At 70.6% G+C, this 13,013-nt stretch carries 11 protein-coding genes; 2 read left to right on the forward strand and 9 right to left on the reverse strand.

The annotated features are described in order from the left end of the window. Window positions 1–189: 189 nt before the first annotated feature. The 4 genes from OG738_RS03335 to OG738_RS03350 form a co-directional block, all read right to left on the reverse strand. Window positions 190–2,826, reverse strand: a complete 2,637-nt coding sequence (locus OG738_RS03335) for a fibronectin type III domain-containing protein (RefSeq protein WP_329051109.1) — start codon at window positions 2,824–2,826, stop codon at window positions 190–192. A 99-nt stretch (window positions 2,827–2,925) separates the two neighbouring features. Beyond that, window positions 2,926–3,669, reverse strand: a complete 744-nt coding sequence (locus tag OG738_RS03340; protein WP_329051111.1) for a ferredoxin reductase — start codon at window positions 3,667–3,669, stop codon at window positions 2,926–2,928. Beyond that, window positions 3,639–4,238 (reverse strand): sulfite oxidase-like oxidoreductase, encoded by a 600-nt coding sequence (locus OG738_RS03345; protein ID WP_329051112.1) that lies wholly within the window; start codon window positions 4,236–4,238, stop codon window positions 3,639–3,641. Before OG738_RS03345 ends, OG738_RS03340 begins: the two co-directional genes overlap by 31 nt. 29 nt (window positions 4,239–4,267) lie before the next feature. Continuing rightward, complete coding sequence (locus OG738_RS03350) at window positions 4,268–4,879, reverse strand: pentapeptide repeat-containing protein (RefSeq protein WP_329051113.1); 612 nt, start codon at window positions 4,877–4,879, stop codon at window positions 4,268–4,270. 580 nt (window positions 4,880–5,459) lie between these two features. Here OG738_RS03350 and OG738_RS03355 point away from each other — a divergent pair. Together OG738_RS03355 and OG738_RS03360 are read left to right on the forward strand one after the other, a co-directional pair. Then, the gene (locus tag OG738_RS03355; RefSeq protein ID WP_329051114.1) at window positions 5,460–5,714 is read left to right on the forward strand and encodes a hypothetical protein; all 255 of its coding nucleotides are present in this window, start codon (window positions 5,460–5,462) and stop codon (window positions 5,712–5,714) included. A gap of 197 nt (window positions 5,715–5,911) precedes the next feature. Beyond that, window positions 5,912–6,724 (forward strand): LmeA family phospholipid-binding protein, encoded by an 813-nt coding sequence (locus tag OG738_RS03360; RefSeq protein ID WP_329051115.1) that lies wholly within the window; start codon window positions 5,912–5,914, stop codon window positions 6,722–6,724. 95 nt (window positions 6,725–6,819) lie between these two features. Here the strand turns inward: OG738_RS03360 and OG738_RS03365 are convergent, their stop codons facing one another. The 5 genes from OG738_RS03365 to OG738_RS03385 are packed head-to-tail and all read right to left on the reverse strand — an operon-like array spanning window position 6,820 to window position 12,902. Continuing rightward, window positions 6,820–8,313: a carboxylesterase/lipase family protein gene (locus OG738_RS03365; RefSeq protein ID WP_329051117.1), complete on the reverse strand. Its 1,494-nt coding sequence runs from the start codon at window positions 8,311–8,313 to the stop codon at window positions 6,820–6,822. Further along, window positions 8,313–9,734 carry an ATP-binding protein gene (locus tag OG738_RS03370; RefSeq protein ID WP_329051119.1) on the reverse strand — a complete coding sequence of 474 codons (1,422 nt, stop codon included), beginning with the start codon at window positions 9,732–9,734 and terminating at the stop codon, window positions 8,313–8,315. The genes OG738_RS03365 and OG738_RS03370 overlap by 1 nt, the downstream gene beginning before the upstream one ends. Further along, a complete protein-coding gene (locus OG738_RS03375; protein ID WP_329051120.1) occupies window positions 9,731–11,383 on the reverse strand; it encodes an FAD-dependent oxidoreductase in 1,653 nt (550 codons plus the stop codon). The genes OG738_RS03370 and OG738_RS03375 overlap by 4 nt, the downstream gene beginning before the upstream one ends. 9 nt (window positions 11,384–11,392) lie before the next feature. Continuing rightward, complete coding sequence (locus OG738_RS03380; protein WP_329051122.1) at window positions 11,393–12,319, reverse strand: ribonuclease Z; 927 nt, start codon at window positions 12,317–12,319, stop codon at window positions 11,393–11,395. Window positions 12,320–12,332: 13 nt separating this feature from the next. Then, window positions 12,333–12,902, reverse strand: coding sequence for an HdeD family acid-resistance protein (locus tag OG738_RS03385; RefSeq protein WP_329051123.1), 570 nt, complete (start codon window positions 12,900–12,902; stop codon window positions 12,333–12,335). Window positions 12,903–13,013 lie beyond the last annotated feature (111 nt).

Here is a 13,013-nt window from a genome sequence, read left to right on the forward strand (position 1 = left end):
ATAGCCCCACAAGGCAGCCCCCACCCTCCCTGGGGGGCGGCCCCGCTTCCAGCGTATCGGGAGGGGCCGACAAAACCCGCCTGCGAGCGCGACTGGACTCGGGTTGTCCACATCACGGCTGGCGTGTGGACAACCACCCCAAGGTGGCCGATACGTCGATGACCACCCTGGGGTGCAAGGGAATCCGGGTCAGGCCGCCGCTGTCGTCGCGGTGAACGTCGCCGCCGGGCCTGTTCCTGTCGCCGTCACCGCTGCCACCGTGAACGTGTACGCCGTCGCTGGTTTCAGGTTGTCCACCACCCTCGTCATGCCCTTGATCGTCGGCTGGGTGACCAGGGCGTCGCGGCCCTCAACCGGGATCGTGCGGCCGTCGGACACCGTGATCACGTAGCCCAGCACCGGGGTGTCGCCCGCGGCCGCCGGTGGGTTCCAGCGGATCGAAGCCGCCGTCGCGCTCGGCAGCGCCCTCGCGCTCGTCGGGACGCCAGGCAGCACGCCCGGCTTCGGGTCCGGGGTCACCGGGGCCGCCGCCAGGGACGGCTCACTCGTGCCGTACGCGTTGCGCGCCGCGACCGTCACCGTGTACGCCGTCCCGTCCGTCAGGCCCGGCATCTCCGCGTACGCGCGCTTCGCGAAGTCGGCCGCGGACACCGTCGCGGACTTCGTTTGACCGCCGCCCGTTGCCGTCACCACGTAGTCCGTCACCGGGGCGTTGTTGAACGCGAACGTCGGGTTCCACGTCGCGTACAGCTTTCCCGAAACCGCGAACGTGCCGACCCGCGACGGCGCTTCGGCCGGCGCCGGGCCGCCGACCCGGCGCGTGAGGAGGCCGCGGTAGGCCGGCTCGAGGCCCGCGCCCGCGACGATCGCCGCCGGGGCGTCGGCCGGGTTTCCCAGCAGCTTGTTGCCGCGCAGGATCGCGCCCTTGTCGACCTTGTCGCGGTCGCCCTGCTCCCAGTAGTTGTCCTCGGTCAGCGTCGGGTCGTTGTTGCCGAGGTTGTCGCGGTAGTCGACGTGGACCGTGCCGACGTTGGCGTACGCCATGCGGTACAGGACGTTGCCGCGGATCGTCTCGTACGTGTTGCCGTTGTCGGTGTAGACGCCCTTGCCCAGCCCCCACTGGTCGTGGATCACGTTGCCGGTGACCTTCTCGCCGTCGTCGAGGGAGCTGCCGGTGATGCCCTGCGTGTAGACGCCGCCACCGTCGTCGAGCATCAGCATGTAGTCGAAGATCAGGTTGTCCGAGACGGTGTTGTCGTGCGACAGGTTCGGCGTCGCCGGCTGCTTGATCTTGTCGGGCCAGCCGCCCCAGCCGAGGGAGATCGCCGAGTAGCCGACGTGGTCGATCTGGTTGTGGGAGACGGTGTTCCGCACGGTGTAGCCGTCGACGATCGGGACGCCACCGTGGAACTCGCGCGGCAGGCCGTAGAGGTGGTTGTCGGTCACCGTGACGTCGCGCACGACGTCGGCGTCGGTGTCCGTGGTCGGCTTGTCGACTCCGCCGACCTGCACGCCGTTGCCGGAGATGTCGGTGAAGACGTCGCCGCGCACCTGGGATTCCTTGGTGCCGTCGACGAGATCGAGCCCGGCGCCGCCGAGGTGCGCGAACACGCTGTCGCTGAACTCGACGCGTTGGCCGTGGGAAACGGAGACGTTCGCGGGTTCCCGCGTCCACGAGGCGTACGGGCAGGTGCCGCCGGGCACGAACTGGCACAGGCCTTCCACGGCCCAGCCGTTCGCGCCGGTGATCGTGTAGCCCGCCTGGATTTCGGAGAAGCCCTCCGGCGACGACGGCGTCAACCACGTCGCGTACGAGTAGCGCACCCCGCGGAAGGCGACGTCGTGGATCGGCGCGTCGGCCGTGCCCCGCGCGTCGACGAGCTTTTCCAGCACCGGCACCTCGACGTCGGCGCGGCGCAGATCCTGGCCCGGCTTCGGCAGGTAGTAGACGAGGTGGGCGGACCGGTCGAGGTACCACTCGCCGGGCGTGTCGAGCAGCTCGAAAGCGTTTTCCGCGTAGGTCGGGTGCCGCCCGTTGGTGAGGTCGGCCGGGCCGACCATGTTCACGCTGCGGCCGGGGATGTCCGGGAACAGCACGCGTTTGGTCGAGTTGTCCCAGCACGGCTGGGCCATCGTGATCGTCGTTCCCTCGGCCGCGGCGAGCGGGCACCGCGGCTCGGTCCACTGGCCGAGGCCGTCGCGCTGGATGTTCCACAGCGCTTCGCCCGCGGTGTAGACGAACTCGATGTCCTTCGGATTTCTCCAGTGCGCCAAGGTGTCCGCGCTCGCGGTGTACCCGGTGGCGGTGGCCTTGACCGTCACTGGCAGCGGGCCGCGGGCACGTTGTTCGCGCACGCCGTCGACGTAGAGCTGCCGCGAGTTGTCCAGCCCCGCGGGCGCGGGCGCGGCGAACAACCCGGCACGGCCCGGGACCGGCCGCCAGCCGGTGACGCGCACACCGCCGTTCAGCTCGGTGTCGCCGCTGCCCTGCCAGATGACGCGGTGGCCGTTGCCGCCGGAGTCGCGCGCGTCGAGGCGCAGCGGCTGGTCGAGGCGGAACACCCCGGGCGCGAGGTGCACGGTGAGATCGCGGGTGAGGTGCGGCGCCCGTTGCCGCACGAGGTCACGCGCCTTGTCCAGGGTTCGCACGGGCTGGTGCGCGGTCCCCGGAGCACGGTCGGAGCCGGCGGGCGAGACGTAGACGTCCCGGCTCCCGGAATCCGGATCGGCCGCGGCCGCCGGGCCGGTCGTGGCGAGCAGCGCGCCCACCCCCAGGAGAACGGTCGCCACGGTGCGGCGCCGCTTCGAGCCCCACTTGGTCAGCATGGAGGAAACATAGGATCTCTTGGCGGCACTGTCGACAACTTCCCGCTCATCGGGGCACGTTGTCACCTATTCATCGGATGGGTGACCGGTCTTGTCCCGTCAGTCGCGGCTGGGACCGAACCGCTCCGTGCGAATGCGGTGCGGGTCGTGGCCGAGGGCGACCAGGATGTCCGCCGCCGTTTCGACGAAGCCGGTCGGGCCGCAGATGAACGACGCTGCGCCGAACTCCGCCGGCCAGCCCGCCGTGTTGAGCGTGGCCACGTCGATGCGGCGCGGGATGCCCGGACGGCCTTCGGGCAGCTCGCGCGTGTACACGTACGTGACGTCCAGGCCCGCCACCGGCGTGCGCAGCTCGTCCGCGTAGTACAGCTCGGCCGGGGTGCGCAGCGAGTAGATCAGCTTGAACGGCGTGCGGACGCCCGCCGCGCGGCGGGCGCGGATCATCGCCATCAGCGGCACGATGCCCGAGCCGCCCGCGATCAGCAGGACCGGTTCCGGGGCCTCCGGGCGCCAGACGAACCAGCCGCCCACCGGGCCGCGGATCTCCACCGGGTCGCCGATCGCGTACGGCCCGGTGAGGTGCTCGGACACCTCGCCGTCGGCGACGCGCTGGACGGTCAGCTCCACGCGATCGCCGTTGGCGGGCGCGGCGAGCGAGTAGCTGCGCTGCGCGCGGTAGCCGTCGGCCGCGGTGAGCCGGACATCGACGTGCTGCCCCGCCAGGTGACCCGGCCAGCCGGGCAGATCGAAGACGAGCGTGCGGGCGGTCGGCGTCTCGTCGCGGAATTCGGCCAGGCGGGCGACCCGCCAGGCTAGTCGCCCTGATACCGCTGTTCCCGCCATGGATCCCCGTAGTCGTGGTAGCCGACGTTCTCCCAGAAGCCGGGCTCGTCCCGGGTCTTCAGCTCGAGCCCGCGCACCCACTTCGCGGACTTCCAGAAGTACAGGTGCGGCACCAGCAGCCGCGCCGGGCCGCCGTGCTCGGGGGTGAGCGGTTTGCCGCCGTACTCGTAGGCGATCCAGGCCTGGCCGTCGAGGAGGTCGGCGAGCGGCAGGTTCGTGGTGTAGCCGCCGTAGGAGTGGACCATGACGTAGTCGGCGGCCGTGTCGAGCCCGCCGACCAGCGTGTCCACCGCGACGCCGCGCCAGCGAGTGTCCAATTTGGACCACTGGGTGACGCAGTGGATGTCCACAGTGAACTTCTCGCTGGGCAGGGCCATCAGCTCGGCCCAGCTCCAGGCGTGCTTCTCGCCGGTCTCGGTGGTGACCGTGAACTCCCACGTTTCGGTGCGCACGCGCGGAGTCGGGCCGGCCGACAGCACGGGGAAGTCCTCGGCCAGGTACTGCCCGGGTGGCAGGCGCGGGTTGCCGCTGCGGGCCCGGCCTCGGAAACCCGGTGTCACGACGCCCATCGCGGCCCTCCTTCCCGGTCGGCCCGAGCCTACGCCCGGACGCGCAGCCCGAGCGACGTGACGAGCACCGCAGCCTGTTCGGGTGACACGATCGCCCCGGCCAGCTCGGCGTTCACCGGGTCGAGCGCCGAGAGGTCGCTGCCGCGCAGCTCGGCGCGGGAGAGCTTGACGGCGTGCAGCGACGCCGCCGACAGGTCGACGTCGGCGAACACGGCGTCGGCGCAGTTCGCCCCGGTGAGGTCGGCCTCCCGCATCCGCACCCCGTGGAAGGCGACCGACCGCAGGTCGGCACCCGCGAGCCCGGCGAACGACCAGTCGCCGCCGGTGACCCGCAGCGGCCGCAGCTCGCACTCACTGAACGTGGCACCGACGAGCTTGCACCCGGTGAACTCGGCGTCGAAGAAGTTGCAGCGTTTGAAGGAGCAGCCGGTGAACGCCGAGTCCGTGTGCCGCGACGCGTTGAAGCGCACGTTGCCGAACACGCAGTCGGTGAAGACCGAGTTGCGCGTCTCCGCCTCCGAGAAGTCCACCTCGCGGAACTCGCACCGCACGTAGTGCCGTCCGGTGATCTCCTCTCCGTACCAGTCGTCGCGGATGAACCGCTGTTCTTCGACGGGGTGATCTTGGGTGGCATCGGACACCCCGTCAGGCTAGCGGCAGCTCCCCGACTCCGAAGGGCCCGCGCATGCTCGACGCCGACGCCGTCCGGGCGGCCGTGCCCATGCCCGCTGCCATCGACGTTGTGCGGCAGGCGTTCGTCGGTCTCGCGGTGCAGGATTGGGCTGTGCGGGGTTGCTGGGTGATACCGGACCGCGTTGACGGTGGCGAACGGACGACACGCGTGCCTGGATGGACGACACAGGTCCGCCGTGCGCGGCACCGCGTCCGCCATGCCGCGGCACGTGCCCCGAACTCGCGTGATCGGGAGCGGGACCCGCGTGATTGAGGACGGAACTCGCGTGATCGGGGGCGGAACTCGTGTGCGGGCGGGCTCCGCTCGTGACTGGGCGGGCATCGGGCGTGATTGGTGGGGCATCTCGTGGGGCTGGGTAGGTGTTGTGCGAGATTGGGGGTGGCGACTTTGCGTGCGGGAGGGGCGGCAGAGAGCAACGGGAGCCGCCGAACGGCGCAATCTCGGGTGGGAGCGTTTGATCGGTCACCCAATCCGGGAATTTGCCGGACATGTCTCCTTGGCGAACCACCACCAGACGGAACACGGCCGTGCGGGTCATCACGGCGATCGGCGCGATCTTCGCGGGGATCGAAGTCCTTTACATGATCATGGTGCTCGCCGGTGCCAACGCCGGCAACGCCTTCTTCATCTTCATCAAGTCACTGGCTGTCCCTCTGGCGTTGTTCTGGCCGGGGCTGTTCAACGTGAGCAACGGCAGCCTGCAGGTGATCCTCGACTTCGGCCTGGCCGCGGTGTTCTGGCTGGTCGTCACCGGCATCATCGCCCGCTTCGCGGGTCGGTGACCGGCGGCGGTCACCGCCTTCGGACTGCCACCTGCCGTCATCGCCCCCTCCGGTGGCGGCAGGTGGCTCACCACTGCTCGACGGGTCACGGCGAGTCGGTCGTGTCCTGAGGAAGCCCGGCGTTGCGGCCGCGTGAGAATCGCCGCTTTTGCGTGACCTGCTGTCGGCAGGCTCCCCCCTTCAGCGACACTGGACGGATGAGCGACGGCAGGTGGTTCGACGGCTGGTCGCCTTGGCCGGAGCTGGCCGGGCTGGCCGCGGCCGGACGTTCCCTGCTCCCGAACGTCCCGGTCACGCCGGCCGCCCTCGTGCGCACCGTCACCGAACAGCTCGTCGGGCGCAGGCTGACTGCCAAGGTCGACGGCCGTGACGTCGGCCTGACCCTCACCGAGCTCGACTACCCGGCCGACAGCCTCCGGCTGGCCACCGGCCGCGTCGGCGACGTCCGGATCGTCGCCGAGGACGTCGACTGGCCCGAGCCCGAAGGCGGCAGCATTCCGCTGCGCCGCGTCACCGTGCTCGCCGAGGACGTCCGCCTCCGCTCGCTGCCCACCCCGGCCGCCAAGCCCGCCCGCGTCGAACTGCGGATTGCCGTGTCCGCGGACGTGCTGCGGGAACGGGTGGCGAAAGTCCGCCCCGGGATCGTCGCGGCCCCGGCCGACAGCGGGCTGCTCCAGATCCACTGGGCCAAGAAGCCGCAGTGGGGCCACCTGACTCTGGAAGCCCGAGTCGAGGACGACGCCGTGGTGCTCGAACCGCGGAACCTCCACATCGGACAGCGGAAACTCCGGCCACCGAAGCGCTTCCGGCCCATCGTGCTGCCCCTGCCGGAGCTGCCGCCGGGGATAAAGCTGACGAAAGTCGAGCCACGGCAGGACGAACTCGTGCTGCACACAGTGGCGGAGGAATGGCCGGAACGGCTTTCCCGCATTCCGCTCGCCGACCTGCTGAGCTGGCTGACGACCGCCGCGATGACACTGACCCTGCCGAACCTCGGTACCCGTTCATGACCCCTCCTCGATGAGCCGGACACCGAAAACGCTACTAGAACGCCTGTTCGAACGTCATCACTCACAAGGGTGGAGACACGGCGGAACGAGCGGTGTCAGGTCGCCGGGAACCAGGCCCCGGACGCCCATTCCGTGTCGCCCCAGGCTTTCCGCTCGTCGGAGCGGGGATCGAGCGCCAGATCCGTGTCTTCCCGGAAGACCAGCACTGGCCGCAGTTCCGGGCCGTACGGCGGCCATTCGGGACCGTCGGCGTCTGCGACGCCGTCCCGGACGAAGCGCACCCAGGCGCGGTGGATCAGCAGCGCCGCGCGCTCGCGCTTCGGGTTCACCTGGGTCGCCTCCGCGAACAACGGCAGCGGGGTCTTCCACGCCATGGTCGTCTCGGTGCCGTGGCCGCCGTCGAGTTGCTCGGGAACGCCGGGCGCGGCGATGTCGATGCGGTAGCGGTACACGGGCGCGTGCGCGGACTGCGCGTCGGCCAGCCGCTGTGTCGGGATGCCGTAGCGTTCGTCGCCCATCGCGGCGATCTTCGCGGACTTCAGGTCGGGGACGCGGCGAAGGTACGTCTCGAGAAGGTGCGAAGCGCCTTCCGCGCCAAGGATTTCCGAGAGGACACCCTGAGCGGGCGCGGTCGCGACGTCGTCGCCGAGCATCAGCGCGTACGTGCTGCCCTCGTTGCTGTTGCAGCCGACCAGCAGCGGGATCCCGGCCGCGCTCCCCCGGCGGATCGGCTCGATCGGGACCTCGGGCAGCACGCAGGGATGCAGCGTCGGACGCCACAGCCACAGTGCCTGGAAGCCGGTGAGGATCCGTTCCTGCGCCTCGACGAACTCCTTGGCCGGCAACGCCCGCAACGCGTCGACGTCGTCGCAGCCGACCTCGTCGAGGAGCCGCCGCGCCAGCGCCGTGCCGGCCTCCGGCGTCGCGACGTGGTCAGCGCCGCCGCTGCTGCTGATCGCCTGCGCGAACAGGCCCTTGCCGAGCGGGCTGCCCATCAGGTTCCCGACGCTCTTCGCGCCCGCCGAGACGCCGTAGACGGTGATCCGCGTGGGATCGCCACCGAACGCGGAGACGTTGCGGCGCACCCACTTCAACGCCTCGACCTGGTCGAGGAACCCGCACACCCCGGCGTCCACTTCGGACTCGCCGAAGATCCCGGCGAGGTGCAGGAAGCCGAGCGAGCCGAGGCGGTAGTTGATCGTGACGACGACGATCCCGGCGCGCGCGAACTCGTCGCCGTCGCCGAGCTGCTCGCCGTGGCCGACGCGGTACCCGCCGCCGTGCAGCCAGAACAGGACCGGCCAGCCGCCCTCGGGCACGGGTCCCTCGGGCGCGCAGACGTTGAGGTACAGGCAGTCCTCGTCGCAGACGGCGGCCGGGTTCATCGGGTCCGGCGGCTGCATCGCGTGCGGCCCGTACTCGGTCGCGACGTGCACGCCACCGGACAGGGCAGGCGGCCGCGGCGCCTTCCACCGCAGCTCGCCGACCGGCGGCCGGGCGTACGGAATCCCGCGCCAGACGCGGACGCCGTCGCCCGCCAGCCCCACCAGCGCCCCGAGCTCGGTCGTGACCGTCGGGACGGAAGCCATCAGAGCGAGGCCTGCTCGACCGTCGGCAGGCAGACCTCGAACCGGGTGTTCCCGGGCTCCGACTCGACGCGCAGGTCGCCCTGGTGGCGTTCGACGACGATCTTCCACGAGATGTCCAGGCCCAGCCCGGTGCCCTCGCCGACCGGCTTCGTCGTGAAGAACGGCTCGAAGATCCGCGGCTTGATGTCCGCGGGGATGCCGGGACCGGTGTCGCCGATTTCGACGCGGATCTGGTCGTCGACGCGCCAGGTGCGCAGCGTCAGCGTGCCATCGCCGGCCATCGCGCCGAGGGCGTTGTCGATGATGTTCGTCCAGACCTGGTTCAGCTCCGCCGGGTACGCCGGGATCTTCGGCAGGCTCCGGTCGTACTCCTTGACGACGCGGATCCCGCTGCCGACCTTGCCGGACAGCATCACGAGCGTGGAGTCGAGGCCGTCGTGGACGTCGACCCACTGGTGCGGCGCCCGGTCCATCTGCGAGTACTGCTTGGCCTTGCCGACCAGCGCGGAGATGCGCGTGGTGGAGTCCTCGATCTCGCCCATCAGCATCTCGGTTTCGAGCGCGTAGGCGAGCCAGCGGACGGCGCCGTCCATGAAGGTGTCGCCGACCTGCTCGAGCACGTTGTCCAGGTCCACCGTGGTCAGCCCCGCGCGGACGTAGATGTCGGCGAGGTCCCAGCCGCCGTCGATGTCGTGGTCGTCGAACCAGTCGGTGATCTCGTCCTCGCGGTCGGCCTGCTGCATCGCGGTCAGCTTCTCCGCCTGCGCGACCTGCTTGACCAGGCGTTCCTGGACGTCGATGAGCTGGTAGAGCAGCTCCGGTTCGATGTCCTTCTTGGCCAGGAAGGCGAGCTTGTGCCGCATCCCGGCGACGCGTTCGCGCAGGGCGGACGTCGCCCGGACGGCGGCCGCGGCCGGGTTGTTCAGCTCGTGCGTCAGGCCGGCCGACAGCTCGCCCAGCGCCAGCAGCCGGCGGCGCGAGCCGATCACCGTGTCGGTGTTGCGCCAGCCGAGGTACATGCCCTCGAGCAGGTGCGTCGCCATCGGGAACCACTTGCGGAACTCGACGGAAAACTCCTTCGACGGCAACGCGAGCAGCGTGACGTCCGACAGCGCCCGCACTGTCGCGCCGTAGCGGTGGTCGTCGTCCTGGTGCACGAAGAACTGCGTCGCGCCGAAGTAGGCGCCGCGCTGGTCGGACCGGTTGGTCTCCACCTCGGTGCCGCTGACCAGGCGCGTCATCCGGATCGCGCCGGCGAGCAGGACGTAGAAGCAGGTCGCCTCGCCGCCCTCGCTGATGACGGTGGAGTCGCCCTCGTACTCCTGGAGCACGGCGTTGGCGGCCACCCAGTCGAGCTGGTCTTCGGAAAGGTGTTCGAAAAGGAAGAGCCCGCGAAGCTCTTCCCGCGGCAGTGCGCTCATTGTTCCTCCAGGTACCGGTGTACCAGCGTCACGGCCATCGCGCCCTCGCCGACCGCGGAGGCCACCCGCTTGACCGACTGGGACCGCACGTCACCGGCCACGAACACGCCGGGAATCGACGACTCGAGGTAGTACGGATCACGGTCGAGCGACCAGCCCGCCGGCCGCTGCCCGCCGGCCAGCAGGTCCGGGCCCGTGCAGACGAAGCCGTGGTCGTCACGGTGGATGCCGTCGCCGAGCCAGTCGGTGCGCGGGGCGGCGCCGATGAAGATGAACAGGTGCCCGGTGTCGACGGTCTCGGTGACGCCGTTCTCGCACAGCGTGAGCCGCTCGAGGTGGCCGTCGCCGTGGGCCTGCTTGACCGTGGTGTGCGTGCGGACGTGGATGTTCTCGATGCCGGCGATCTGCTCGATCAGGTAGTGCGACATCGACGCCTCGAGCGACTCGCCGCGGACGAGGATCGTGACGTCGCTGGCGTGCCGGGAGAAGAACACCGCGGCCTGCCCGGCGGAGTTGGCGCCGCCGACGATGTAGACGTGCTCGCCCTTGCACTCGGGTGCCTCGGTCGCGGCCGAGCCGTAGTAGACGCCGCGTCCGGACAGCTCCTCGATGCCGTCGGCCTGCAGGGCCCGGTAGGTGACGCCGCTGGCGAGGATCACCGAGTGCGCGGCGATCTCGCTGCCGTCGCCGAAGGTGACGACCCGGGACGAGCCGCGTGCTTCGAGGCCGACGACGTCGCGGGCGGTCAGCACCTCGGCGCCGAACTTCTGGGCCTGGCGCCGCGCCCGGTCGGTCAGCTGGGCGCCGGAGACGCCGTCCGGGAAGCCGAGGTAGTTCTCGATGCGCGAACTGGTGCCGGCCTGGCCGCCGGTGGCCTTCTTCTCGACGAGCACCGTGCGCAGGCCCTCGGACGCGCCGTACACCGCGGCGCCGAGGCCGGCCGGGCCGCCGCCGATCACGACGAGGTCGTAGAACTCCTGCGCCGGGCGCGTCGACAAACCGACCGCGTCGGCGATCTCGCCGCCGGAGGGGTTCTTGAGGACGGTGCCGTCCGGGGTGACGACGACCGGGATGTCCTTTTCGGTGGCCTCCGCGGCCTGCAGGATCCGGCAGCCTTCGTCGTCGTCGACGGAGAACCAGCGGTACGGCACGGCGTTGCGGGCCAGGAAGTCGCGCATCTGGAACGACGGCGAGTTGTACCGGTGGCCGATGAGCTTGACCTCCTCGACCGGCCGGTCGCCGACCGCCTTCCAGGTCTCGACCAGCGCGTCGATCACCGGGTAGAGCTTCTCCTCCGGCGGGTCCCACGGCTTGAGCAGGTAGTGGTCGACGTCGACGACGTTGATCGCCTGGATCGCGGCGTCGGTGTCGGCGTAGGCGGTCAGCAGGGCGCGCCGGGCGTGCGGGAACAGGTCCATCGCCTTCTCGAGGAAGGCGATGCCGTCCATCTGCGGCATCCGGTAGTCGGCGAGGATGGCCGCGACGGCGTCGCCGCGCAGCTTGATCTCGCGCAGCGCGTCGAGGGCGTCCGCACCGGAGTCGGCGCGGATGACGCGGTAGTCCTTCCCGTAGCGGCGCCGCAGGTCTCGGGCGACCGAGCGGGACACGGCGGGATCGTCGTCGACGGTCATCAGGATCGGCTGGCTCACGAATGCAGCCTACGGCGCCCGATGCCCGGCTGGGGAGGACCGCCGTTTCGGGACCTGGACCCGCTCCAGGTCCGCGGCCACCACGATTTCGCCGTCGAACTCGGCTTTGGCTTCGTCCAGGAAGCGCGCGGGGTCGGGGTAGCGCTGCGAGAAGTGGGTCAGCACGAGCTGCCGGACGCCGGACTCGGCGGCCACGCGCGCGGCCTGCTGGGCGGTCAGGGGCCCGAAGTCGCGGGCAAGGCGGGTGTCCTCGGCGAGGAAGGTCGACTCGATCACGAGCATGTCGGCGTTTTCGCTGAGGGCGTACACGGCGTCGCACAGGCGGGTGTCCATGACGAACGCGAACCGCTGCCCCGGCCGGTGGATGCTGACGTCTTCCAGGCGGGTGGGCCCGAGCCGGCCTTCTCGCTGCAGCTTGCCGACGTCCGGGCCGCTGATGCCGTGCTCGCGCAGCCGCTCGGGCAACATGGTGCGGCCATCCGGCTCGACCAGGCGGTAGCCGAACGCCTCGACGGGGTGGCTCAGCCGCCGGGCTTCGAGGGCGACCTTCCCGGTGGCGATCGGGCCGTCGGCGGCGATCGGGTGCTCACGCAGGTCAGCGGTCTCGTAGAACGCCGTCGCGTGCCGCATCCGCTCGAAGTAGTGCGCGCCGGACGCCGGGAAGTGAGCGTGGACCGGGTGCTCGACCTTGTCCAGCGACAGCCGTTGGATCACCCCGGAGAGGCCAAGGCTGTGGTCGCCGTGGAAGTGCGTGACGCAGATCCGGGTGACGTCCGTGGCGGCGACGCCCGCTCGCAGCATCTGGCGCTGGGTGCCTTCACCGGGGTCGAAGAGGATGCCCTCGCCGTCCCACCTCAGGAGGTAGCCGTTCTGGTTGCGGTGGCGCGTGGGCACCTGGCTCGCGGTGCCCAGCACCACCAGTTCGCGGGTCGACACCCCCGCACGCTACTCACGCGGCGGGGGTGGCGTCCCCCAGTTTGCGCAGCCGGAAGGCCAGCACCAGCAGCATGATCCCGTACAGCAGCGCGTAGATGCCGACGAGCAGCGCGACGCCGAACGCGCCGGCGATCGGGTTGATCACGATGAGGACGCCCGCGATCACCGAGAGCGCGCCCGCCGCGATGAGGAACGCCTCACCTTGGATCTGCTTGCGCAGCCGGATCGCCGCGGCGATCTCCGCGACGCCCGTGACGATCGCCCACAGGCCGACCAGCAGGGCCAGGAGCAGAACCGTGATGCCGGGCCAGACCAGGACCAGAATTCCCGCGATGACGCCGAGCGCGCCGAGGATTCCGTAGGCGGCGCGGTGGCCGGTGTCGCCCGGGCGGAAGGCCTGCATCAGCCCGCCGACGCCGTCGACGATCGCGTACACGCCGTACAGGATCGCCAGGGCGAGCACCGTGACGCCCGGCCAGATCAGTGCGAAGAGACCGAAGAGCACGGCGAACACGCCGCGGACGGCGGCGATCGGCCACGCCTTGCGGGGTTCGACGACGGAGAACGCTGCGAAGGAGGTCATCTGCCGCTCCCGGGATCGTTGGGATCTCAGTATCGCGGCGGTTACCCGCTGTTCGCGCCTCCGAACACCCGTTCAGGGCATTCACCGGCCATTGTGGACTTGTAAGGACCG

The organism is Amycolatopsis sp. NBC_01488 (assembly GCF_036227105.1).
In the GTDB taxonomy this organism is placed as follows: Bacteria; Actinomycetota; Actinomycetes; order Mycobacteriales; family Pseudonocardiaceae; genus Amycolatopsis.

Coding starts and splice junctions, on each gene's coding strand:
- OG738_RS03365 (WP_329051117.1), bottom strand. CDS start 8,313: ATGGCTTCCGTCCCGACGGTCACGACCGAGCTCGGGGCGCTGGTGGGG.
- OG738_RS03345 (WP_329051112.1), bottom strand. CDS start 4,238: ATGGGCGTCGTGACACCGGGTTTCCGAGGCCGGGCCCGCAGCGGCAAC.
- OG738_RS03360 (WP_329051115.1), top strand. CDS start 5,912: ATGAGCGACGGCAGGTGGTTCGACGGCTGGTCGCCTTGGCCGGAGCTG.
- OG738_RS03335 (WP_329051109.1), bottom strand. CDS start 2,826: ATGCTGACCAAGTGGGGCTCGAAGCGGCGCCGCACCGTGGCGACCGTT.
- OG738_RS03340 (WP_329051111.1), bottom strand. CDS start 3,669: ATGGCGGGAACAGCGGTATCAGGGCGACTAGCCTGGCGGGTCGCCCGC.
- OG738_RS03370 (WP_329051119.1), bottom strand. CDS start 9,734: ATGAGCGCACTGCCGCGGGAAGAGCTTCGCGGGCTCTTCCTTTTCGAA.
- OG738_RS03385 (WP_329051123.1), bottom strand. CDS start 12,902: ATGACCTCCTTCGCAGCGTTCTCCGTCGTCGAACCCCGCAAGGCGTGG.